22 protein-coding genes and 3 pseudogenes are annotated in these 21,200 nt (G+C 60.6%); 15 read left to right on the forward strand and 10 right to left on the reverse strand.

What is annotated here, in order from left to right:
* Positions 1-10 precede the first annotated feature (10 nt).
* The 9 genes and pseudogenes from ABID26_RS19145 to ABID26_RS19185 form a co-directional block, all read left to right on the forward strand.
* Entirely contained in the window at positions 11-1,090 is a 1,080-nt protein-coding gene (locus ABID26_RS19145; protein ID WP_292374276.1) for an ABC transporter ATP-binding protein, read from the forward strand.
* The gene (locus ABID26_RS19150; protein ID WP_292374123.1) at positions 1,087-1,782 is read left to right on the forward strand and encodes an HAD family hydrolase; all 696 of its coding nucleotides are present in this window, start codon (positions 1,087-1,089) and stop codon (positions 1,780-1,782) included. Before ABID26_RS19145 ends, ABID26_RS19150 begins: the two co-directional genes overlap by 4 nt.
* Positions 1,783-2,085: 303 nt before the next feature.
* A complete protein-coding gene (locus ABID26_RS19155) occupies positions 2,086-2,589 on the forward strand; it encodes a phage integrase N-terminal SAM-like domain-containing protein (protein WP_292374125.1) in 504 nt (167 codons plus the stop codon).
* A 265-nt stretch (positions 2,590-2,854) separates the two neighbouring features.
* Positions 2,855-3,160 carry a hypothetical protein gene (locus ABID26_RS19160; RefSeq protein WP_292374127.1) on the forward strand — a complete coding sequence of 102 codons (306 nt, stop codon included), beginning with the start codon at positions 2,855-2,857 and terminating at the stop codon, positions 3,158-3,160.
* 312 nt (positions 3,161-3,472) lie between these two features.
* Positions 3,473-4,750: a GGDEF domain-containing protein gene (locus ABID26_RS19165; RefSeq protein ID WP_292374129.1), complete on the forward strand. Its 1,278-nt coding sequence runs from the start codon at positions 3,473-3,475 to the stop codon at positions 4,748-4,750.
* A 464-nt stretch (positions 4,751-5,214) separates the two neighbouring features.
* On the forward strand, positions 5,215-7,191 hold the full coding sequence (locus tag ABID26_RS19170) for a hypothetical protein (protein ID WP_354416047.1): 1,977 nt from the start codon (positions 5,215-5,217) through the stop codon (positions 7,189-7,191).
* Between the two features lie 34 nt (positions 7,192-7,225).
* On the forward strand, positions 7,226-7,771 hold the full coding sequence (locus ABID26_RS19175; protein ID WP_292374133.1) for a hypothetical protein: 546 nt from the start codon (positions 7,226-7,228) through the stop codon (positions 7,769-7,771).
* A 106-nt stretch (positions 7,772-7,877) separates the two neighbouring features.
* Positions 7,878-8,044, forward strand: a pseudogene (locus ABID26_RS37065) (IS66 family transposase); the annotation flags it as partial.
* Positions 8,014-8,176 (forward strand): annotated as a pseudogene (locus tag ABID26_RS19185) (transposase domain-containing protein); the annotation flags it as partial. The pseudogenes ABID26_RS37065 and ABID26_RS19185, both read left to right, overlap by 31 nt.
* 61 nt (positions 8,177-8,237) lie before the next feature.
* On the opposite strand, the gene ABID26_RS19190 reads toward ABID26_RS19185, so the two are convergent.
* On the reverse strand, positions 8,238-8,969 hold the full coding sequence (locus ABID26_RS19190; protein ID WP_292374135.1) for a cysteine hydrolase family protein: 732 nt from the start codon (positions 8,967-8,969) through the stop codon (positions 8,238-8,240).
* A 571-nt stretch (positions 8,970-9,540) separates the two neighbouring features.
* Here ABID26_RS19190 and ABID26_RS19195 point away from each other — a divergent pair.
* The 3 genes from ABID26_RS19195 to ABID26_RS19205 all read left to right on the forward strand — a co-directional run bounded on the left by ABID26_RS19195 (position 9,541) and on the right by ABID26_RS19205 (position 11,760).
* The gene (locus tag ABID26_RS19195) at positions 9,541-10,818 is read left to right on the forward strand and encodes a glucoamylase family protein (protein ID WP_354416048.1); all 1,278 of its coding nucleotides are present in this window, start codon (positions 9,541-9,543) and stop codon (positions 10,816-10,818) included.
* A 184-nt stretch (positions 10,819-11,002) separates the two neighbouring features.
* Positions 11,003-11,200: a hypothetical protein gene (locus ABID26_RS19200; RefSeq protein ID WP_292374139.1), complete on the forward strand. Its 198-nt coding sequence runs from the start codon at positions 11,003-11,005 to the stop codon at positions 11,198-11,200.
* A gap of 341 nt (positions 11,201-11,541) precedes the next feature.
* On the forward strand, positions 11,542-11,760 hold the full coding sequence (locus ABID26_RS19205; protein WP_292374141.1) for a KTSC domain-containing protein: 219 nt from the start codon (positions 11,542-11,544) through the stop codon (positions 11,758-11,760).
* Positions 11,761-11,928: 168 nt separating this feature from the next.
* On the opposite strand, the gene ABID26_RS19210 is transcribed toward ABID26_RS19205, so the two are convergent.
* Entirely contained in the window at positions 11,929-12,114 is a 186-nt protein-coding gene (locus tag ABID26_RS19210) for a DUF3606 domain-containing protein (protein ID WP_292374142.1), read from the reverse strand.
* 1,010 nt (positions 12,115-13,124) lie between these two features.
* Between ABID26_RS19210 and ABID26_RS19215 the strand changes: the two genes are divergently transcribed.
* Both ABID26_RS19215 and ABID26_RS19220 read left to right on the forward strand, forming a co-directional pair.
* The gene (locus ABID26_RS19215; RefSeq protein WP_292374278.1) at positions 13,125-13,427 is read left to right on the forward strand and encodes a DUF982 domain-containing protein; all 303 of its coding nucleotides are present in this window, start codon (positions 13,125-13,127) and stop codon (positions 13,425-13,427) included.
* Between the two features lie 27 nt (positions 13,428-13,454).
* On the forward strand, positions 13,455-13,739 hold the full coding sequence (locus tag ABID26_RS19220) for a DUF982 domain-containing protein (RefSeq protein WP_292374281.1): 285 nt from the start codon (positions 13,455-13,457) through the stop codon (positions 13,737-13,739).
* Between the two features lie 880 nt (positions 13,740-14,619).
* Here the strand turns inward: ABID26_RS19220 and ABID26_RS19225 are convergent.
* Positions 14,620-15,709, reverse strand: a pseudogene (locus tag ABID26_RS19225) (IS110 family RNA-guided transposase).
* Between the two features lie 427 nt (positions 15,710-16,136).
* Between ABID26_RS19225 and ABID26_RS19230 the strand changes: the two are divergent.
* The gene (locus tag ABID26_RS19230; RefSeq protein ID WP_292374145.1) at positions 16,137-16,520 is read left to right on the forward strand and encodes a GFA family protein; all 384 of its coding nucleotides are present in this window, start codon (positions 16,137-16,139) and stop codon (positions 16,518-16,520) included.
* 297 nt (positions 16,521-16,817) lie between these two features.
* Here the strand turns inward: ABID26_RS19230 and ABID26_RS19235 are convergent, their stop codons facing one another.
* The 7 genes from ABID26_RS19235 to ABID26_RS19265 form a co-directional block, all read right to left on the reverse strand.
* On the reverse strand, positions 16,818-17,675 hold the full coding sequence (locus ABID26_RS19235) for a hypothetical protein (protein WP_292374147.1): 858 nt from the start codon (positions 17,673-17,675) through the stop codon (positions 16,818-16,820).
* Complete coding sequence (locus tag ABID26_RS19240) at positions 17,672-18,064, reverse strand: phage holin family protein (protein ID WP_126098680.1); 393 nt, start codon at positions 18,062-18,064, stop codon at positions 17,672-17,674. Before ABID26_RS19240 ends, ABID26_RS19235 begins: the two co-directional genes overlap by 4 nt.
* The gene (locus tag ABID26_RS19245; RefSeq protein ID WP_292374149.1) at positions 18,061-18,657 is read right to left on the reverse strand and encodes a hypothetical protein; all 597 of its coding nucleotides are present in this window, start codon (positions 18,655-18,657) and stop codon (positions 18,061-18,063) included. The genes ABID26_RS19240 and ABID26_RS19245 overlap by 4 nt, the downstream gene beginning before the upstream one ends.
* A 164-nt stretch (positions 18,658-18,821) precedes the next feature.
* A complete protein-coding gene (locus tag ABID26_RS19250; protein ID WP_292374151.1) occupies positions 18,822-19,151 on the reverse strand; it encodes a hypothetical protein in 330 nt (109 codons plus the stop codon).
* Positions 19,152-19,153: 2 nt separating this feature from the next.
* Positions 19,154-19,513 carry a hypothetical protein gene (locus tag ABID26_RS19255; RefSeq protein WP_292374152.1) on the reverse strand — a complete coding sequence of 120 codons (360 nt, stop codon included), beginning with the start codon at positions 19,511-19,513 and terminating at the stop codon, positions 19,154-19,156.
* A complete protein-coding gene (locus ABID26_RS19260) occupies positions 19,513-20,733 on the reverse strand; it encodes an NRAMP family divalent metal transporter (protein ID WP_292374155.1) in 1,221 nt (406 codons plus the stop codon). Before ABID26_RS19260 ends, ABID26_RS19255 begins: the two co-directional genes overlap by 1 nt.
* Positions 20,730-21,161, reverse strand: a complete 432-nt coding sequence (locus ABID26_RS19265; RefSeq protein WP_292374157.1) for a hypothetical protein — start codon at positions 21,159-21,161, stop codon at positions 20,730-20,732. The genes ABID26_RS19260 and ABID26_RS19265 overlap by 4 nt, the downstream gene beginning before the upstream one ends.
* Between the last annotated feature and the right edge of the window lie 39 nt (positions 21,162-21,200).

Consider the following 21,200-nt stretch of genomic DNA (forward strand, 5'->3'; position numbering starts at 1 on the left):
AGACCGGCTCGTGGCTGATGTCAAAATCGAAAAAGTCTTCAAGCGCTACAGCAACTTGGAGGTCATGCACGGTGTCGGTGTCGATATCGAGGATGGCGAGTTCGTAGTGCTCGTCGGGCCCTCGGGCTGCGGAAAGTCCACGCTGCTACGCATGATTGCCGGTCTCGAAGAGATCAGCGAGGGCACGATCAGGATCGGCGGCCGCATCGTCAATGACATGCCGCCGAAGGATCGCGATATTGCCATGGTGTTCCAGTCATATGCGCTCTACCCGCACAAGACTGTTTTCGACAATATTGGGTTCCCGCTGAAGATGGCCAAGCGACCCCAGGCGGAGATCAAGGAAAAGGTCCACAAGGCGGCCGATATTCTCGATCTGTCGAAGCTGCTTGACCGCTATCCCAAGCAACTTTCGGGCGGTCAGCGCCAGCGTGTCGCCATGGGCCGAGCCATCGTTCGCGATCCTCAGGTCTTTCTGTTTGACGAACCGTTGTCGAACCTCGACGCGAAACTGCGCGTGACGATGCGTGTCGAGATCAAGGAGCTTCATCAGCGGCTGAAGACCACGATCGTCTATGTAACTCATGATCAGATCGAGGCCATGACAATGGCAGACAAGATTGTCGTCATGCGCGACGGCCGGGTTGAGCAAATCGGCGCCCCGCTCGATCTTTACGACCATCCTCGAAACGTTTTCGTCGCCGGCTTCATCGGGTCTCCGGCAATGAACTTCATTCACGGCACGATCAAGGGCATGAGCGCGAACAAACAGTTCGTGTCCGACAGCGGGCTGACGCTCCCGATTCCACCGACGGATGCCGCGGACGGCCAGACGGTCATTTACGGCGTCCGGCCTGAACACATTCTGGTCGGCGCCGGCGGTATTCCGGTCAAAGTTGTCGTAACGGAACCGACCGGATCGGAGACGCAGATCTTTGCAAGGGCTGGTAAGGACATGATCGACGCCATCGTCAAGCAACGCATCTCTGCCGCCCCGGGCGAGGAGATCGGCTTCATCATCGATCCGGCTAACGTGCATTTGTTCGATCGCAAGACCGAACAGCGCATATTAGAGAACAAGTTTGCATGAGTAAGTCCGCGATCAGGGCGGTCATTTTCGATATGGATGGCTGCCTGGTGGACAGCGAACCGCTTTCGCTCGAAGCGGTGGCGGCCGAAATACGCGCATCAGGACTGTCCAGGATGACTGCGGACCATGTTCGGGAGAAATATCTCGGCATCTCTATTTCTACGATCTGCCAGGATATCGGGGAAACGTTGGGCCAGGCCTGCCCAGAGGGTTTCGCCGAGCGCGTGGAAGATCGCCTGTTCGAAGCTTACAAGACAGGGCTACGGCTAATCGACGGCGTTCTCGGGCTTTTGGAAGCGCTGGATCGTGCCGGCATCGCTGTGGCGATTGCGACTGGCAGTTCGGTGCGGCGGCTGGAAAAGACGCTTGAGATGTCGGGCCTCGCTCCGCATTTCGATGGTAGAGGGTTAAGTTCCGATCAAGTCAAGCACGGCAAACCAGCCCCCGATCTGTTCCTGTTTGCAGCGGAGAGGCTTGGCGTCCCTCCTAGCCGCTGCGCCGTGCTGGAGGATTCACCTCACGGCATAAAAGGCGCCGCCGCGGCTGGCATGCGCCCCATTGGGTTCGTGGGCGGAAGTCATCTGAAAGGATGCGAGGCGGCCCAAACGAGCGTCTTGCGAAGTGCCGGAGCGGTTGAGGTGATCGACCATCTTTCCACAGCATACCGAGCGCTGGCACCTTTTCGGACGTAAAGTGCCCAACGACCCTCGTTCGCCGTTACTTCTGCGACCTCGGCCGAGAAGGCTCTTTCATTGCATCGTCTGGCCGCTTGCCTCGAGTATCGACCCGATGCCTATAAAGGGATGGCAAATCCTGATCTCAACAGATGAATGGGGGCGGACTGCCGCTCCGCAGCATGCGGCCGGAGAACGAACCCGCTGCGCGGGAGGGCGCGAGCGTTTGAGGTAGAGATCAAGAACCGGTCGTTGCGTCTGCGTTGAGTGCGGTTCGGCAGGGGCAGAGCATCACAGGCTTCTTCAACAAGGAGCCTGACCATGCCTCCTCCAGTTCTCGAAGCTCCGATCACCCTGTTGCGCCAGCGGCTGATCGACGACATGAACATGCGGCGTTTCTCACGGGAGACGCAGCGCAACTATCTCCGCGACATCGGACGCCTGACGACGTTCCTCGGCCGTTTACCACACACAGGGACCACCGACGACCCGCGCCGGTTCCAGATAGAGCAGCAGGGCGACGGTGTTCCCGTGCCGACGATGAACAGCATCGTGTCGGCGCTGCGCTTCTTCTTCACGCATACGGTCGATCGTCCCGATCTGGCGCGCAAGCTCGTTCGTCTGGCGCACCCGTGCAAGCTGCCGGTGGTGCTCAGCCGCGACGAGGTCGCCCGACTGCTCAACGCCACCACCGGCCTCAAGCGCCAGGCCGCGCTGTCGGTATGGCGCAGGCCTGCGCGTGGCAGAGGTGCCGATGCTGAAGGTCGCCGACTGTGCAATCGATGCGACACCAGTCAGATCTCGACTTTGACAACACGAGAGTAAGATCGGTCGAGGTCACAGCATGGCCGTTTGCGGCGCTACCAAGACTTCCAGCTGGTCAATGCGATATCCTTCCGCGAAGGAGACCTCTTTGCGACCTAGTCCTGGTTCTGGATGTTAACCAACCCTTGTGGGATTCATAAGAAAAATCGAGGCAGCCCAGCCGGCTCTTTATCAATACTTCACCATAGAGATGGCGGTTCCGGAACCTTTCCAACTGTTGCGGACTTCTGGGGTTCACTGTGAATTCGAATGAAGAGGTACCCGCATGAAAGTCACCGCAGCAGGCATCGACCGCATCAAGATCGGCAATGCGGACGCGAGCGGCCACGGCGCGCATTTCGTCGTTTGGCTTTATCTTCAGGTCGACGAAGGCGGCACACAGACCGGTCAGGAACTGGTGGTGTCGGTGCCATATGACGCGCAGATGACCTTCGACGATCTCGCTACCCAGGCTTTCGAGAAGGCGCATGCCATGCTTCGCGCCTGCTGCGAGATAGATGAGCCCATGTGGTGGAAGCAGTTCAACCGCAGCCTTGCGCCACTGCCCGAATGGGCGCCCGGCGCGCAATAACTGGGAGGCGCCGGAACAGACCCCAGGGATGATTTACACGGCCGAGAGAAACGCTTCTCAGCCAGCACTCTTTGGACCAGAAGAGGAAGTTCGACCGGACGCACTCTGATCCAACGCACCTGCGCCCAGAGCAGAACTAGTCTTTGCCGACGCGCCCGAAGAGTTGGGGTGGTGAGTCAGGAGAATGTCTCGAATGATTTGACGTTTCGCGTGAGCAATCGAATCTTCAGGATATCGCGGCATGCTAGCCCGCGACCGACCAATGGATGGCTCGGATCGATGTTCAGGAGAAGGCAGTTTCAGGGTCCGTCGATGGTGTCAGATCAAAAGCGCCTCGGTGCGCAGGATGATCCAGCCATTACCGCGGAAGTGGAGCAACTTCTGGCGCGCCGCACGCGCGACATTCGTTTCAGCGGCGAGATCGAACGCCTGTTTCGTGCTCGTGTGTGGTCGCAAACGGCGAAGATCATTCGCGCCTGGATGATGTGGGTAGCCGTCTTGGATGTGCTCACCCTGGCGCTCTACATGGTCATACTTCCGAGGGCGATCGCCGTATCGATGCTCCTGCCTGGGGCTATCATTCCGCCGGTCGTTATCGCGGTCGTTCTCGCGTGGCGAAAGCCGCGCCCCTCCTGGCTCCAGGGGCCCACGTTGATCGCAGGCATGTTCCTCATCTTATTCTCGGTTGCATTGGTCGGTGTAAGCGCTGGTGGCGAGTTCTATGAACGGCATTTGAACATCATGCTGTTCGTGGCCATCACAGCCATCATCATCTTCGGCATCCCATTGGCCTGGACGATGACCATTGCCGCCTTGGCGCTCGGTCTCTATCTCATTTTTCAACTTCAGAATCCGGCGATCGAACTTGGCAGCGCGGTGGCTGCGACGCTGTTCTTCGCCAGCGGCGTCCTCGCAACGATAGCCGCGCGGCGCATCATGACAATTCTCGCTCAGAAGACTTTCCTGTTTGAGCTTCGCGACCGGCGCAGGGTCGCCGAACTGGCTAAAGCGAACGCTCGACTGGAACTCCTGGCGAGGACCGATCCGCTCACCGGCATCGCCAACCGGCGCTGGATGACGGAAACGCTCGACCACCTATGGGGAAATGACAAACGTTGCCTCGACGGTGCCGCGATGCTGATGTGCGACATTGACCACTTCAAGAAGCTGAACGATCACCTCGGCCATGCCGAGGGCGATCGCTGTCTGGTGGAGGTCGCCAGGATTATCCAGGAAAACGTCAGGCGCGATCATGATCACGTGGCCCGCTACGGCGGCGAGGAGTTCCTGGTGATCCTGCCCGGGGTGAATGAGGAAGAGGCCGTGTTTGTGGCTGAGCGAATCCGCAAGAGCGTTGAGGCCGCCGGTTTTCCCAACCCTGGATCCCGCGTGTCTCGCCGTGTTACCCTGAGCATCGGTGTCGCGGTTCAGACGTCTGAAGAGGCCATCTCGCCGGAGCAGTTACAGCGTCAAGCGGATGCGGCACTCTATCTGGCCAAGCAAACGGGCCGCAACCAGGTGCTGCTCCACCGACCAGACTCAGCCGAGCGCAAACATAGTCAGTCGACGCGGTCCGCGGCGCGACGGTAAGTTTTCGCTCGCCACGCCGCAGTCGTTCAGCGCAGGCGCATCCTCCATTACGCCTGGCAGATTGGGCCGCTTCCGGACCGGCAGGATTTGAGCTCTCCAGGGTAGCCTTGTCTAAGGAGCGAGAAGGCTCCCAAGGAGCGCCTGGTCGGGGTTGGGGAAATTCACGCCTATCGTCGTCCGGCCGCCGGGCAAAGAAGCGATGAACAGACCCACTCCGCGATGTCCACGAAACCTTAATGTTACTGGTGATGTCTCCGGAACACACCTGTGATGAAGACGGGCAACGCACAGTTCTATTGCTTGCTAAACAGACGTCTTGGACATAAGCCTGAAATTCTGCGTTCCTCTGGCGGGTCGGATTCGGGCAAGGGTCATCGCAGGGAGGGGGCTTGGTGCTGACGCAAAAACAGTTCGCAAGGAATGCCAGGTGCGCAGCGTTGCGCCTGAGCGTGGCAATCCTCGCCATGCCGATCGCGAATGCGCTTGCCGACCAGGTCGTAGCGGACGATCAGATCGTGCAAGGCAGCCTTTGTGTGGGCTTCGATTGCGTCAATAATGAAAGCTTCGGTTTCAACACGATTGTCGTCAAGGAAAACAACACACGCATCTATTTCGACGACACGAGCACGACGGCCGGACTTCCTGCCAACGACTGGGCGCTCATAGCGAACGACTCCGCATCGGGTGGTGCTAGCTACTTCGGTATTCAGGACGCGACGTCTGGCAAGATGGTGTTTCGCGTGAATGCGGGCGCTCCGGAGAATGCGGTCTACGTCAACAGCTCGGGAAACCTGGGCCTTGGCACCTCCAATCCGGCTCTTGGACTGCAGATCACGCGAAGCGATACGCCCGCGATCCGCCTGGAGCAGACCAATGCCGGCGGCTTCACGGCGCAGACCTGGGATATCGGAGCCAACGAGGCGAATTTCTTCGTGCGCGACACGACAGGAGGCAGCCGGCTTCCTTTGCGTATCCGGCCGGGCGCACCGACGAGCAGCCTCGATATCGCCGCGAACGGCAACGTCGGTCTCGGCACCGCTTCCCCCGACAGCAAGCTGCATGTCTACGGAAGCTCCTCGGATGACACCTTCGAGACGATCGGCGTGTCCTCGGCGGCCAACAGCGATGGATTGACGGTCGGCTATGGCGGCGCGAGTTTCGGCGTCGGAACGTCACTGATCAATGCCCATTCGGCCACCGGGTCCGGCGGTCGCCTTCTCCTTGCCACCGATGGCGTGACGCGCATGGCCATCGATGGAAATGGAAACGTGGGCATCGGCACGGATACTCCGGCCGCGGGCCTCGACGTCGTGGGCACTGTTCGTTTTGCATCGCTTGCGGGCTGTTCCTCCGGCATAGGCACCAATGCCTTGGGCGACCTGACCTGCATCACCGGCGGCGGAAGCGGAAATCCCCCATATTACGATACGACTTCCACCGGCCCGCAGCCGAACGCCAGCGGAACCAATTCCACTGCCGCGGGCTCCGGCAGCAATGCCAGCGGCACGAATGCGCTGGCGGATGGCACCAACAACCATTCGCAGGGCAACAACACCACCGTCGTCGGCTCCAACAACAGTGTCACGGGCGACGATAGCGGCGCTTTCGGCGTGGGCAACACGGTCAACGGCAATGGCAGCTACGCGGTCGGCGACCCCAATGTCGTGAACGGCGACAAATCCTTCGTCTATGGCGACGACAATGCCGTCAACGCCCCGAACGTTGCCGGCAACGGCAACGGCATCCAGGTCTTCGGGTCGAACAACAGCGTCGCAAGCATGGCCAATTCATCCGGATCGCTGGTGATCGGATCGGGCAATAAGATCAACGCCACCAACGCCGTCGCGCTCGGCAATGGAACGACCGTGACCGGCGCCAACGGCATCGCCATGGGATCGGGCGCATCGTCGGCCGGCCTGAACGCGGTTGCGATCGGCACCGGCGCAAGCGCCGGCTATGCGGGTTCGGCGGCCTACGGCTCGGGTGCGGTCGCGACGAGGCAGAACGAGCAGGTCTTCGGAACGGCGAGCAACACCTATGCGATGCCGGGCTTGACGTCGGCGGCGAGTTCGTCGGCCCAAAACGGCGCAATCCAAATCCTCACCACCGATTCCAGCGGCAATCTCGCTTCGGTGACCCCGGGTGCGCTCGGCTTTTCCGATCCCGCGCAATTCAACAGTCTCAGCTCCCGCATCGACACTGTCGGCAGCCGCGCCTATTCCGGCGTCGCCATGGCGATGGCGCTGGCCGGCGCCCCGACCGTGCTTCCGGACGAGAGATTCGTCACTACCTTGAACTGGGGCACGTTCGAGGGCGCCAACGCCTTTGCGCTCAGCGCGGGCGCCCGGCTCGGCTCGCAGCTCCAGCTGAATGGCGGCGTCGCGTTCGATCCCGGCCAGCATATGGCCGGCGGACGGCTGGGCCTGAGGATGAGCTGGTAGGAAGCGGTCCCGCCGGCGCGATATGATGATCCCGATGCGAATAGTCACAACCATCCTGGCGGGGACGCTGGTCGTGTGCGCCGCCGGACCTGGCCTTGCCCAGGCGCAGGCGCCGGCGTCGGGCAAGAAAAAGGCGGCGCCGACCGCACCGGCCTCACCCGACTGGCCGGCAAATGCCGCGCAGTCGATCTATCTCGCCCGCAGCACGATGACGGCTCTCCAGCAGGCGGTGGAGACTGGCAACTTCACGGTGCTGAGGGATTTGGGTTCTCCAAGGTTTCGCGCGGAGAACACCGCAGGCGATCTTGCGATCAAGTTCCAGGCGCTGCGCCTGACCGGCGCGGATCTCACGGCGGTTGCCGTCATCACACCGCAACTGTCCACGCCGCCCTTTCTCGATCCCCAGAAGCAGTTGCACCTCGTCGGCCTGTTCCCCACGCAGCCGCTGGAAATCGACTTCGATCTGTCCTTCGAAAACGTCGACAACCGTTGGAAGATTTCTTCCATAGCTGTGACGACAGCTCCCGCGCCGACGCGGCAGAATTCAGACATCGGCGACAAGGATAAGCCGGCGAAATAGTATGTTGGCGCCTTGGTCGAAGCGACCGTGAGCGGACCCACGGTCAACGAAGGTAAGGGCTGTTCCGGCAGCACCTTTCGCGCTTGACCGTGAGGGGCGATGTTCGGAGCGGCTGCTTGGCAAGCTGAAGTCCTCGCCAAAACTCTTCGCCGACGAGACGACCGCTCCGGTACTTCGATCCGGGCCGCAGCAAGACGAAGACAAGGCCAACTCTGAGCCCATGCCCGCGATGATCGACCATGGCAGGGAGCGACCCGCCGGCCTACGGTGGCGCCGAGCACTGGGCAGTCATCGCATCGCTGACTGAAAGTGCAAACTCAGCGGTGTCGAGCCGCTCGGCTACCTTGCCGATGTCCTCACCAGGAACACCCCAACAGCCAGATCGATGACCTGCTGCCTTGGGCCTGCATCGGGCTCCCGAGCTTAAGGCCGTGTCTGAGTTCGGGTGATACGCGGCCTCGCCAACTCATTCGGCTAGCTCAAGACGCTCCTGAACTCGCTCCTCGATCGCCTTCAGCAAATGGTCGGACGTCGATGTCCATCCAAAGAGTATCTGCACGAGCGTGATCGAGGCATCATGATTGCTCCTTGAGGCGTCCCAAGCAATGGGCTCGCTGGTGCAATCCGTCAGCAGTATGCAGTGATAGTCCCTGAAGAAGGCATCCCGAATTGTCGATTCCACACACACGCTGGTCGTGCATCCTGTCACGATGAGGTGTTTGACGCCTGCGGTCTTTAGAACAGAATCGAGTTCGGTCTCGTAGAAGCCGCTGAACCGTGTTTTGTAGAGAACGACATCTCCTGTTTGTGGCTTGAGGTCGTCAACGATGTCTGTTCCCCAGGTGTCGCGGATCAGAATCCGGCTCTCGTTGCCATCCGGCGTTATCATGCTCTCACCGACCCCAAAGACCTGGAGGTGTCGGATACGGTTGGGGGCGTCCGACCTCCCAAGGTCCGAGAGGTCTGACAAATACCCCATCTTCAGATAGACGACGGGCACTCTCAAGTTGCGAGCGGCAGCGATTACTCTGGCAGTAGGGCCGACAGCCCTCTGGATCCCGGAGATATCGATTCCGGCTCTGTCGAACATTCCACCTTTGGAGCCGAAGTCATTTTGCATGTCCACGACGAGAACTGCAGCGTTAGCAGGATCAATTGAAATAGGTTGAGGCTTCGCGTCGATGACAAATGGATGCATCATTGCCCTCCCACCAGCATGAGGTGTCGCTCTTTGCGCCGCTGGCTATCATGATCCGCCACCTACACCGCGTCAACAAAGGGGAAGCTACGTCCCTGCTTGGCGGCCCAAGAACAGTGGTTACCAACGAAGTGGGTGGCTCAGCGTTGCATCGACCGCAGCGGGGCAGGGCGGCGCCACAACTGGTCCCAGATTTCGTCGTGCTTGTAGTTCTCGTCGAGGAGCGCCTGCAATCGACCGCGCGTCTCCGCGCAGCGCCGCATGGCCTGCAAATATATCCTTCCAATGCGGTTGGATTTTTGTCGATCACGACCTGCTGGGCTTGGGCCCGCACGTCACTCTCAGGCGGATCAGCAAGGAATCGGAGCGACACCCTAAGCTGCCATCGAGGCCGGTCATCGAGGCCGGCCGAATAGCACAGCAAAGAAGACGAGCATCGCCAAAGCGAGCTTCAACGGTGTCCAGCATCCCGGGATCCAAATGATGAGAAACACCGATGGCAAGTCGAGCGCTAGGCAAACGCCTCGCGCAAAAGATGGGAAGCGCATCGAAGGCCTCTATATCAGCAGCCATGGATGCATCGACCGACAACTCGCTGAAGGCACTTTTCTCAGACATTCAGCGCCTGTCCTTCGACTATTTCCTCAAAGAGGCCAACCCGGCAAATGGCCTGATCGCCGATCGCAACACCAAATCGTCGCCTGCCAGCATAGCCGCCGTGGGGCTCGCTTTGTCGGCCTATCCCGTCGGTGTCGAGCGTGGTTTCATGACACGCGCTGCGGCCGTTGGACGGACGCTCGCCACGCTTCGCTTCTTCTGGAACGCACCGCACGGGCCAGAACCCGACGCCACTGGCTACAAGGGCTTCTATTACCATTTCCTGGATATGCAGACTGGACGCCGCGTCTGGAACACGGCGCTCTTGCTTGCCGGTGCGCTGGCCGCCGGAGCCTATTTCGGCCAAGACGATGAATCCGAGCTGGAAATTCGTCGGCTTGCCGACGGGCTCTACCGCCGCGCCGACTGGCGCTGGGCGCAGAATGGAGGCGCCACCATCACCCATGGCTGGCAGCCGGAAAAAGGGTTCCTGCGATACCGTTGGTTAGGCTACGACGAGGCGCTCATCCTCTACATGCTGGGTCTCGGCTCGCGGACTTTCCCGCTCCCGCCAGAGAGCTATGCAGCCTGGCTCTCCAGCTACAAGTGGAAAAGGATCTATGGACGGAAACTGGTTTATGCCGGTCCGCTCTTCATCCACCAAATGTCGCACATCTGGATCGATTTCCGCGGCATCCGCGATGCCTTCATGCGCAACCATGGCAGCGACTATTTCGAGAATAGCCGCCAGGCGACCTACCTGCAGCGCGACTACGCCATCCGCAATCCCAAGGGCTTCAGCGGTTATGGGGAAAACTGCTGGGGCTTCACCGCCAGCGACGGCCCAGGCCCGACAAAACGTCACATGACGATCGGTGACCGCCGCTTTTTCGGGTATCTGGCCCGCGCCGCGCCTTTCGGTCCCGATGACGGCACGGTCTCGCCGTGGGCGGCGATTACCTCGTTGCCCTTTGCGCCCGAGATCGTTCTGCCGGCGCTCAGCCACTTCCACGAGATCGACTTGCAGGCGGGCAACCCTTACGGCTTCACCGCAAGTTTCAATCCAACGATCGCCGCCGCCGATGGCCGGGCCTGCGGCTGGGTATCGCCGGACCATATCGGCATCAATCAGGGGCCGATCGCCCTGATGATCGAGAATTACCGGTCGGACTTCCTGTGGCGACTAATGCGCGGCGTGCCGGCCATCGCCACCGGACTGCACCGAGCCGGTTTCTCGGGCGGTTGGTTGTAAGAAACAGCGATTGCCAGCTTCGCGACATTTGCCACGAACGCTATTTGGCTGCACGACCTAATGCCGCGTGCAGCACCGCGTGCCGTCTGCTTTCTTAGATTTCGATGCAAAGAGCACCGCTCCCGACGGGAGGAACCTTACCAGCTCCGGTCTTGTTAAGACGATACCCATCGGAGGGATCACAATGACCGAACCTAACAATCAAGAAGCCGCCGCGCGGAAACTGGAACCGCACAAACCCGGCAAGAAACAGCACCATTCAGGCAGCAGCGACGCCGACCCGACGCCAAAACACGTCGACCCTCCTCCTCGTGATGTCCGGGAAGCACCGGCTCCGAACCCAAACGGAAATGGCGACCGGACCGTCGATTCCGACGGGTAGTCGAGCACCAGCTTTTTTGACGTGTCGCCGGTTTGTTGGCTTCGGGTTCGACCAATCAGCCTACGGCGCGCGCTCCAGGCGGCCGCAAGCTTCCCGCCTCGTCACTCCTGGTTCTTATCGGACCTCGAATTTCCCAAGCGTTCGGAAGGCCTTCTTTTGGCGGGCTTCGGCACCGCTGAAACCTTTCTTGTGCTCGGCTGCGCTTGGCATCGCGCTATAATGGCCAACCTGCCTTCTGTGTGGGCGAGGGTCGCATACGTTGCCAGGAGCCCAGGTGAGGCGCCACGGAACGTTTATGTCACCTCGAAGTTGAATTCTCAGGTCCGCGCTTTCGAAGAGTCATGCCCTCCACCTCGATAAGCAAAACAGCCTATGATCCGGAGAGCAGGATCTTGTCCGTGTGGTTTGTGACAAGCGGCAAACACTACGAGTTTGAGTCTGTGCCACCGGAGACTTTTGCGGCATTCCGAGCGGCTTTCGCCAAGGGTCGCTTTTTCAACGACCACATTCGCAATCACTTCCGATATCGTCGGATTTCTGGTGATGGCGATCCCTCATAGGGAAGGGCCTTGGCCCCACTTTCGGGTCCATGTCCAACGGTTCGTGGGCCGGCTATTTATGCAAGATCACTTGGCATAGGTCGCCACGTAGAGGTGATCTTGCTTCCTTGCTTGTTCGCCACTATGCCGCTTTCCATCAATCGGTCGGACCAAGTCTGAAAATGTTGGTCATCCTCGAAGCTTCTCGGCCTCGCGTTCCAGCGTCTTCCGGTCGTTACCGTGCTGCTTGATGAGATCGCGGACCTGTTGGACCGTCAGGCCAACCTTGTTGGCGAAATGACGGACTTCGTAATCCTCGTCCGCCGACACGCGGTTACGGTCGCGGAAGTCACGCTTGGTCTTGTCGTCTACCATGGCCGTTCCTCCTGATCAGAGAACCGCGGCCATGCCGGAATGTTCCAGCACGCTTTTTTCAGCGAGTGCGAACCGGACGCTTACAGCTATGCGATATTGAATTAAATTCGAGTGTCGCGTTTTGGGTTCGTATGCATAAGCCTGCCGGCGGGGTCCGGCAGCGGCCACGGTCACAGAACGATCCAGACCAAGACGCTTTCAGATTAGATCGCCTTGCCCGCAAATGAGCGATGCTCCGATCATTCGCAGGCCTGACGAGAACAACGGGATCATGCTGCGCGCCATCTACCGTTCTTTCTTGTCACCGGGGAGGACACGAAACACACGAGCATGTTCGACTGGATGATCCCGGCCGGGTTCGCCACCGTCCTCCGCGCAGGAGGAACCCTACTACGTGCTTAATGGCGAATGCGTCTGGCACGTCAGTGAAAGACGATCCGTGCGACCCCGCGCACGCCTCGCGCGCTAGCCAAGAGAAATGGGCTTATCGGATCCTACGAGCAGGCCGGTAAACTGTTGCGGGGTCACAAGCGGTCGCCTCGCTTCGACAGTGTTACCTGAGGATTTGCGTAGGCGGGGCCGTTGCCACGTCCAAAGCCGACAAGCGGCAGGCCTTATGGGATTTCGTCCACGGCATGGCCGGCGCTCCTGCGCCGAAGGAGCTTGGACGAACGGCAGAAACCCGGCCTGGTGAAGACACTGAAAGGCGAGGAGATGCTCCGCCACGCCTCGCTAAAGGATTTCTGGCTACTCGCTGAGCGGTACCGCTGTTGAGCCGCTTCGCGGCAAGGCGCCGAGGCAACCCTGTTTCTATGCCAGCCTGCCCTCTCAGCGGTTTCGATCAACTCATCGAGGCGCCGCCGATGAGCACGGAAATTATGCTCCGAAATTTTGATGCAGCCGAAATCTTGACGCTCAAAAATGACAAACCCATATCGCCGTCAGGCTCGAACCGCTGTCGGTTCTCGCCTGTCCCAAAGCTGAGTTGTTCGTTCGATTTGGAGGATCTTATGAACGATCGTATCTTCGACAGCCCCGTCTATGTGAAGAATGGAAACAGCCTCATTCAGGAGGTCGCCTGCCTCGAGGACGCTCTGGAATTCCTCTATGAATGGCCGAAACACAAACGTGGTCCAGGTTATGACACGGCATTGCGTGCTTGCCAGCGCGCCTTCGACAGCGGCTACCCGCTGACCGCGGCGCAGAAAGCCTTTTCGGGCTTTGCGAAATCGGCCCGCATCCTTGAAGAGGTGAGCGCCCCGCCACCCTGGATGACCGGCACGAACAGCAGAGGCGGCGGATTGACCGCCTGAAATCGTCGCGAAACGATGGAGGTGGCCATGGTTTCCAAGCCTTTTGAAAAGCCGATCCGTGTCTGGGTGGGTTTGGGTTTCCCGCGGCAGCTCAACACGGTCACCGATGCCTATCAGTTTTCGGTCGACTGGTGCGGCAACAGCCCCGAGCAAAAGGCTGCCATCCGCGCCTGCAAAGCGGCCCTGGTGGGAGATATCGACGCCGAGACGGCGAGAGGAGTTTTCGTCGCATTCGCGCGCAGGAAGGACATACTCGTCGAAGATGGCGAATTTCCGCATGTTGCGGGAAAGAGCCATGCTACTTACGCCTGAGACCGCTTGGAGCGCCCGGACGCGCCCGGGCGCTCCAATCCCTCTTCCCACGAGAAGATAAGATGATGACAACCGAAACGCCGATCAGATCGCCGGCACACGAGGTCAATGCGGCTCAATACGCTGCCGTTAAGATTGACCTGTTGCCGAGACCTGCTGGCCAATTCCTAAAATTGGAACCAATCGCAAGCCATGGCGCGGTTGCAGGATCCTTGCGCCTCGCTTCCAACGGGTGAGGTAAATGGCTCGGCCACAATCTTAAAATCTACCTACATGTGCGGCCGGGCCGCGGGGCCTTCCCGTCTGAGGCAGCCGGCGGGTTCGTCAAGCACAGGCTAATGTGGCAATCGGGAACTTTTCTTCGAAGCCGCTGTTGAACCAATTGGACGGCGCATCTTTCTCCAACCTTAAGAAGAGCGCGCCGCGTCGAGATGGATTGTCGCCTCCCTGCGGAGCTTCGGGAGATGCCGGCTTTCCTTTAGGAGGTCTCGACCAAGAGCCCGCCCGCCATAGACGCCAGGGAGCGGGCTCTTTCATTGACCTAAGCCTCGACAACCTCACAGATCGCGATCACTCCCGAAAGGTGGCCCGGAAACAACGCTCTGATGTCCGCTGTCAAGGGTTGTAACGCAGGATATCGTCCGATCCGAGGAACGGCTGCTCATTCTGATGATCGCGCATGGGTGGAGGCGGAACTGAAGGACGTCGGTGATCAAGCTCTGATGCGCGGGTTGGCTACCGCATTCCCGATTGTGCGTCCGGGGCTGTTCCTATCTTACTGCGGGCGTCGGCCAGGTTGCCGGCCACAAAGCGTCTGACGGGCATTCCCCTGCCGTGGTCCCGCCTCCGCCCATGCGCGAGATGAAGCCGTCGCAGCGGTCTACGACCTGATCGCCTGCGCCTCCCTTGCAACGGCCCACATGAAGCCGGCCAGTTCACGGGCGATCGCTGTGCAGACCACCGTTGTCTTCTTGCCTCGTCCGCTCAACATTCGATAGCGGGCCGTCAGCCGTGTTTGAGCCTTCCATGCGATGTCTCGCACCTTCGGTGGTGCTTGTTCCAGTCGGTATAGCTTCATCTTGCCAATCTTCGGCGGATGCCGATAGGTCCAGGCGCTCGTTCCCCGCCTTGGTGATGCCGCCCCGTCTGACTGTCTCGCCGGTTGATCGTTCTCCAGGAACGAGGCCGAGATACCCCATGAGCTGACGCGGGCTCTCGAACCGCTGCACGTCGCCAACTTCGGTGGCGAATGTTACGGCGACGATCAGCTCTACGCCGCGCAATGTCTGAAGCGCCCGCACGACGGGCGCCAGCGACCAGGCCGGAACGAACTCCTCGATCACACGCTCAAGTCGCTCGACCCGCTCTTTTGAGACGCGGACCGCTTCGACCATTTCCTGAAGCGCGATCTGATGTGCCGGGTGATCGAACGGTTGCTCCTGCAGCCAGCGCAGATAGCGCATCGTCCAGCCCTTCTTGCGGGGATAGATACGCCCGTGCTTGAGCATGAAGGCGCTCACATGCTGCCGGTGGACGCGAAGCGTCTCGACCGCGGCCGCCCGGGCGCGGACGATATCCCGCATGGCCTCGTGACCTTCATCGGGAACCCACACCGCCGTCAGTTCGCCGGCGCGCAGCAGTCGAGCCAACGCAAGAGCATCCCGGCGGTTCGTCTTCACCCGATCGCCAGGCTTCCTTGGGATCAGCGACGGGGCGACCACCATGCATTCATAGCCGAGCGATCGGATCAGCCGATAGAGACCATAGCCGGTCGGGCCGGCCTCGTAGCAGAAATGCACCCGATCGAACTTGGCAGCGATCCGCTGGATAACTCGGCGCATGCTCGTATCCGACGCGTCGACCTCGCCGAAGAAGCGAACCTCTCCCTCCCGGCCAGCGTCCGCAATCGCGATGGCGTTCCTCAGCTTCGCGACATCGATTCCGACAAATGCTCGCCTATAATCTGCCACGGCTCGTCCTCCTGTGATGAGGATCGGCTCGGCCCGCCCGAGCAACCCTCGGACGCGCAGTGTAGGGCGAGCCACCTCACCGACAGAGGCGGACATACGGTCTTACGATCGATGCGGCCGGGCTGGACAAAGACCGGCTTACGAAAGCGCTCTAACCGCATACGGCCCTCCCACGTTTCGGACAGCAGATGATGGGCGACCGTAGAGCAGGGACAACAAACCATGTTAGTGCGAGTCACCCAATAGGGTCCAATTTTCTTTGTGATAGTCCGGGATAGGCGGCACCTTCGGCCAACGCGACGAAACGCGAAATAAGGATTCGAATTGGGGACCGCCATATCGCCGCCGAGATACATCAGCACGCCGGAACCGACGAAGATCTTGACCACGCCACGGAACAAAAACTCGCCTCGCAAGTAAGGTTTCCATGTCATCGGGACATTGTTTGTGCGGCGGTGTGCGCTACCAAATCGCGGGCGAACTCGCAGACCCTATAGCCTGTCACTGCACGCAGTGCGCGCGCACAAGCGGCAACTTCGCAGCCATGGCGGCTTGCCGATCGGAGAATCTTAGGCTTCTGACCTCGTCGACGCTGAGCTGGTATCAGTCCTCGGACAACGTCGAGCGCGGCTTCTGCTCACGCTGTGGCGGCAACCTGTTTTGGAGAGAGGCTGCCAGCACGCAAACGTTCGTCGCGGCTGGCACTCTCGACCAGCCGACGGGTCTTCGTCTCAGCAAGCACATTTTCATCGGCTCGAAATCCGATTTTTACGACCTCACTGACGGCCTACCACAGGAGAAGGAGGGTTAAAGTGTGTCGAACTGATATCTTCGAGTAGGTGCAGGAAGCCGCTGGCTTTGCCGACCGGCAATTCGTGGCTCCACCTAGCTAAGAAATTGTGCTCGTGGACACGCTGCCGCGCGCCTTCGCGGATGTGGTGTTGCGCCATGCCGATTTCGTCAGCGAAGCGCATTTAATAACGCAACTGCGGCAATGCCGGCACTCGCGGTCAGCCGGGAAGAGGCGGCCGAAGTGGATCGTGACAGGTATGCAACAGCTACGCAGTCTTCATGCCGCAGGGTTGTCAGCGCGCGTGCCGAGATGCTTTCAAGTCGATTTGTTCTTAACAGACGGCTCGGTATCGGAGAGTTTTCGGCGCACCGCCTCATCGGTTGTGTCGGCGGCGGACTTGACGACATCACCGACTTTATCGGCCAGCGTGCCTTCGCTCGAGGCTTGCCGCCCGGCTTCTTCGCTGGCTGTCTGATAGACTTCGGCTGCAACCTGCTTTGCCTGATCGACGCCCTCTTCAAGTGCGTCTTCGGCCTTGTCCCGAAGCTGTTCGCGGTAGCCACCCAATTGCTCGTCCTCGATTTGCGTGCGAGGCAGCATCGCGCCGATCGCGGCACCGACTGCGAGGCCGACAGCCGCCACCGCGAGGGGTTGATCCTCCAGCAACTGTTGCGTGGAACGGCTGGCTCTCGTTACCATGTCGGCCGTGGCTGCCGCCGAGTTCGTGAGCGTCTCCGCTGCGCCGCGTGCCATGTCGGACACCGTATCGGTTGCGCCGCTGGCCATGGCCGAGACACTTCCTGCTGCCCCGCCGGCCATCTCAGCGACCGAGGCCGCTGTGTCCGAAGTCATGGCAGCGAATTCAGTGCCGGTCGCGTCATCATCGCGACGGGCCACGTGGCGGGGAGCAGCGGTTGCCGCGGTAGCGCCGCTGCCCAGCATGAGCCATGCAATGCCGGCCCCGATCACGGTCAGCGGCAAGGGGTTTTCCCGCACCTGGGTCTTCAGGTTGTGAAGCATCTCGGAGCCCGCACCACCACTGAAAAGGCCGGTGAACTCATCGAACAACTGGCCAGGGGTCATCTTGCCTCGGATGGAATCGGCCGTTGCGATCACCCTTGCCCGCGTGGCCTCGGCCTCGCGTTCGAGTTCGGCTGCGGATTTGTCAGTCATCTCGCTTGTTCCTTGATCACGTTCGCGTCGCGTTTCAGCTGCTCCTGCGTGCGGTCCGGCGCCAGTTCCGAAGGCGCCATGCTTGCCATGCCCGTACGCAACAGGACGACGCCCAGCACGGCCACGACCACTCCGACTAGCAAAGCGGACCATCCGGCGCCCAGCCCCAAGCGCGCCAAGGCAATGACGAGTGCCTGCAGCAGAACCAGCAGTGCGGCGAGCAGGCATATCGCACCGCCCAGAACCTCGACTGCGCCGGCTTCGGCCTTGGTCACGCTCTCCGATATCTCCGCCCGCAGGAGCCTGGCCTCCGTCTGAACCAACGTACTCACCTGCTGCGCCAGATCAGCTAACAGAGTGCCTAGGCTTGGGTTGTCCTGAGTATTCATCTTTCCAGCTCCGCTGCCTGTCCGGGAACGCCGCCGTCGGAGCCCCAATTGGGCGCCGCGTTGTCCCGGGACTCGCTTGTTCTCACACCGGTTTGTCGGCCCGATCCGGCCGCAGCCTGCCCTGCCGGCGGGGAAGCCTTCATGAACCTTCCGAGCGCGAGTCCCGCCAAGACTGAACCGGCAACCAGTGTGCCCGGATGCTGGCGACCGAAGGACTGAACGTCCTCAAGTACCTGCCCGAACGGTTTCTGCTTCAGCGAGGACGACAGCCTTTCCAGGCCGCCCGCCGCATCCAGCATGAATTTCGACGCCGCGTTTTGATCGGTGTTGGCCAGATGGTCGCTTGCAGCGCGCAAGGCGCCGCCGAGTGCCGCCAGGCTCGATCCGATGTCGCGCTGCGTTTCCTCAGCTCTTTCGGACAGGGCCTCCTGTGCTTCCGACGCATAATCACCCGCCCTTTGCGCAATTTCGTCGCGCGCATCGTGGAGCGCCTCGGCGGCACTTTGTGCCTCTTGCCGAACCCGATCGGAAACCTCGCTCTTGGCCTTGCTGAAGTCGGCGGGCCTGCGGCCCTGATCATTCTCGCGCTGCATGGCGCCCTCCTAATGAAAGCCGAGGAAGGAGAGAACCGCGAGCACAATCACGATGAGACCGATGAGATAGATGACAGTGTTCATGGCGTAGGATCCTCCTTACCAGTCCCGAACTTCGCGCCGGCTGGGATGTTCCCTTGGATGAGCAGCTTTTTAGTAAGTGGCTATTTACCTTTCGGCTGCGCCCTCAAAGCCGCAAGCGCTTCATCCGGGCAAAGCAGCCTCGGGCGTGCCGGATCGGAAATATCGAGCGTGTCCCATGGTATGCGGTAGAGGCCGTCGCGGCGGCGCAGCGCGAAGAAATCAAGCAGCGCAGCGCCTATGGTCGAGGCGGACAGGCGTTCAAAAGCGGCAAAGATACCGACATGGAATTCAGTGACGACGAGGTCGTCGCCGTCCTGCTCGGCTATGATCTCCTCGACATAGCCGATGCTCTTGCCGCGCTCCGAGAACACGCGCCGGCCAGTCAGATGCTCGAGATTCACATTTGCCATCGTCAGGCTCCCGGGATCCAGCCGACAACGTGATCGCGCAGCCAATCCTGCCAGGCCAAGATTTTGGTCCGCCGCACGTCCAAATCGAATTCGATGTCGACACCGATGTCGCGCACCTTGTTCCACGCGATGCGATGTGGCCGGGCCTGCCGGTTTCCACGCAGCCGGGCCGTGAGCCTTGCCGTCCACCGCCCGGGACGCTGACCCAGGCGGCGTGCGAGCGCGATCGAGCCAAGTTCGACGGCAACGACCCTCGGCGGCTTGCCCTGCCTCAGCTCGGCGACTAAGCCGTCCACCCTGCCGATCTTGACCTGCTCGCGGTCGACGACCTGCTTGTCCAGGATATCCCGCAGCAACTGCATCACGTGCCTCCAAATATCTGCAGGGGAACGGTCACCACCGCCAGCACGAAGCCGAGCGCGATGATGAAGATCACGGCGGCGTTCGAAGCGACGCCATTGCGGTGCTCACCGACATAACGATCGTCATTGAGCAGGAAGAGAAACGGGACGACGGTCAGCGGCAGACTGGCCGCGGTCAGCGCCATCGAAAAGATGGTGAGCTTTAACGGATCGAGGCCAAGCGCTATCGGAATTGCAGCAAGAAATAGCGTTACGGTGTAGACGAGGCTGAAACCGGGATCATCGCGCGGACTGAGATTTTCGCCCCACGTCCAGCCGAATCCCTGCGCCACGAGATACGCCTGCTGCAGCGCTATCTCGAGCGCAGCGCCGAAGCAGGCAATGGCCAGCGAAGCAGTGAAAAGGACAAAACCCCAAAACCCGAATATGGCGATCAGCATCAGCGGGAGTTGATTGTAGTCATTCACCTGATTCACGCCATGCGCGCCGAGCACAACCGCCGCCACGATCAGAACAGCGACGGAGATCGTTCCACCGAAAGTCATTCCTAGACCGGCAATGACCCGATTGGCGCCGAGATAGCTCTTGTCCCACTGATCCTCGATCGCTCCTGAGGAATAGAACATGAAAAGGTAGGGGGATATGGAAGCGCCGAGAATGCTGACGGCCATGAACCAGTAGTTTGCCGGATCGTGGTGCGGCAAGGTGGGAGCAGCACCGAAGGCAACCTGTTTCCAGTCCGGCTGAAGCATCACCGCCCCGACCACGAAACAGAGCGTGACCAGGCCCAGCATCGATACCCCCTTCTCGATGAGGCCGAATGTGCCTCTCCACAACAGCAGCCAGGCGAGGAAGGCCACCGGCAGCGCCCACCACTGATAGCTGATCCCCGTGGCAAGCTCGGCGGCGATGGCAGCCCCACCTATCTCGGCGGAAAGCACCATGAAGTTGATCAACAAGACTGCCAGCAGTGGCCAAAGGAATGCATTGAAGCCAAACCGTTCCCGGATACCGTCGGTGATGGTGTGGTGGCTCACGGCGGCGAAGCGACCGGCCATCTCGACCAGGAAGATGATGCAGATGGTGCCGAGCACGATCGCCCAGATGAGCTGGAAACCGAACAATGCGCCGGCCTGCGCCGCCGTCGCCATCGAACCGACCTCCAGGAAGCCGCCAACGCTGGTCACCACGCCCAAGGAAATTTCCAGCAGCTTCTTCATCGTTGCGGCGCGAAATAGTCGCGATAGGCCGTGGCGAGATCCGCTTGAGCGGCGCTAAGCTCGTCGCGCGCCTGGCTGGCCTGCGCGTGCTCCGCGGCCTCGACCGCGCTCTTGGCGCGCCTTGCCGCGTTCGACAGTCGGCTGACCGCCGCCTTTAGCCTATCTCGGTTCGCAGGATTGGACGGGGAGGCCGACTTCACCCGCCGGCCGGCATCGGCGATCGTCTCGGCGAAGGATTGCAAGGCAGCCGATGCGTAGTGGGATGGCGCAGCATCGGAAAGCCAGGCATCGGTCACCAGCACTGCCGCCTTCCCGGTCGAGGCCGCAAGTTTCGATTGCTGTTCGACGGTTTCCGACGAGGAGCAGGAGGCAAGCGCCAGCGCAAGCACCTGCAGGAAAAGGCGACTCCGCCAAACAACGCTGCGCAATATCTTCCCCTCGCGACCGCTTCGAACATCAAGATAAAG

It is taken from the genome of Mesorhizobium shonense, assembly GCF_040545255.1.
Lineage (GTDB): Bacteria > Pseudomonadota > Alphaproteobacteria > Rhizobiales > Rhizobiaceae > Mesorhizobium > Mesorhizobium shonense.

Excerpts from the sequence above, each read along its gene's own strand:
- ABID26_RS19175 (WP_292374133.1), top strand. The coding sequence starts at position 7,226 with ATGCGAATAGTCACAACCATCCTGGCGGGGACGCTGGTCGTGTGCGCC.
- ABID26_RS19200 (WP_292374139.1), top strand. The coding sequence starts at position 11,003 with ATGACCGAACCTAACAATCAAGAAGCCGCCGCGCGGAAACTGGAACCG.
- ABID26_RS19170 (WP_354416047.1), top strand. The coding sequence starts at position 5,215 with ATGCCGATCGCGAATGCGCTTGCCGACCAGGTCGTAGCGGACGATCAG.
- ABID26_RS19250 (WP_292374151.1), bottom strand. The coding sequence starts at position 19,151 with ATGGCAAATGTGAATCTCGAGCATCTGACTGGCCGGCGCGTGTTCTCG.
- ABID26_RS19210 (WP_292374142.1), bottom strand. The coding sequence starts at position 12,114 with ATGGTAGACGACAAGACCAAGCGTGACTTCCGCGACCGTAACCGCGTG.
- ABID26_RS19190 (WP_292374135.1), bottom strand. The coding sequence starts at position 8,969 with ATGCATCCATTTGTCATCGACGCGAAGCCTCAACCTATTTCAATTGAT.
- ABID26_RS19155 (WP_292374125.1), top strand. The coding sequence starts at position 2,086 with ATGCCTCCTCCAGTTCTCGAAGCTCCGATCACCCTGTTGCGCCAGCGG.
- ABID26_RS19165 (WP_292374129.1), top strand. The coding sequence starts at position 3,473 with ATGGTGTCAGATCAAAAGCGCCTCGGTGCGCAGGATGATCCAGCCATT.
- ABID26_RS19245 (WP_292374149.1), bottom strand. The coding sequence starts at position 18,657 with ATGCAGCGCGAGAATGATCAGGGCCGCAGGCCCGCCGACTTCAGCAAG.
- ABID26_RS19255 (WP_292374152.1), bottom strand. The coding sequence starts at position 19,513 with ATGCAGTTGCTGCGGGATATCCTGGACAAGCAGGTCGTCGACCGCGAG.
- ABID26_RS19215 (WP_292374278.1), top strand. The coding sequence starts at position 13,125 with ATGAACGATCGTATCTTCGACAGCCCCGTCTATGTGAAGAATGGAAAC.
- ABID26_RS19160 (WP_292374127.1), top strand. The coding sequence starts at position 2,855 with ATGAAAGTCACCGCAGCAGGCATCGACCGCATCAAGATCGGCAATGCG.
- ABID26_RS19220 (WP_292374281.1), top strand. The coding sequence starts at position 13,455 with ATGGTTTCCAAGCCTTTTGAAAAGCCGATCCGTGTCTGGGTGGGTTTG.
- ABID26_RS19150 (WP_292374123.1), top strand. The coding sequence starts at position 1,087 with ATGAGTAAGTCCGCGATCAGGGCGGTCATTTTCGATATGGATGGCTGC.
- ABID26_RS19260 (WP_292374155.1), bottom strand. The coding sequence starts at position 20,733 with ATGAAGAAGCTGCTGGAAATTTCCTTGGGCGTGGTGACCAGCGTTGGC.
- ABID26_RS19205 (WP_292374141.1), top strand. The coding sequence starts at position 11,542 with ATGCCCTCCACCTCGATAAGCAAAACAGCCTATGATCCGGAGAGCAGG.
- ABID26_RS19240 (WP_126098680.1), bottom strand. The coding sequence starts at position 18,064 with ATGAATACTCAGGACAACCCAAGCCTAGGCACTCTGTTAGCTGATCTG.
- ABID26_RS19195 (WP_354416048.1), top strand. The coding sequence starts at position 9,541 with ATGGATGCATCGACCGACAACTCGCTGAAGGCACTTTTCTCAGACATT.
- ABID26_RS19230 (WP_292374145.1), top strand. The coding sequence starts at position 16,137 with ATGTCATCGGGACATTGTTTGTGCGGCGGTGTGCGCTACCAAATCGCG.
- ABID26_RS19235 (WP_292374147.1), bottom strand. The coding sequence starts at position 17,675 with ATGACTGACAAATCCGCAGCCGAACTCGAACGCGAGGCCGAGGCCACG.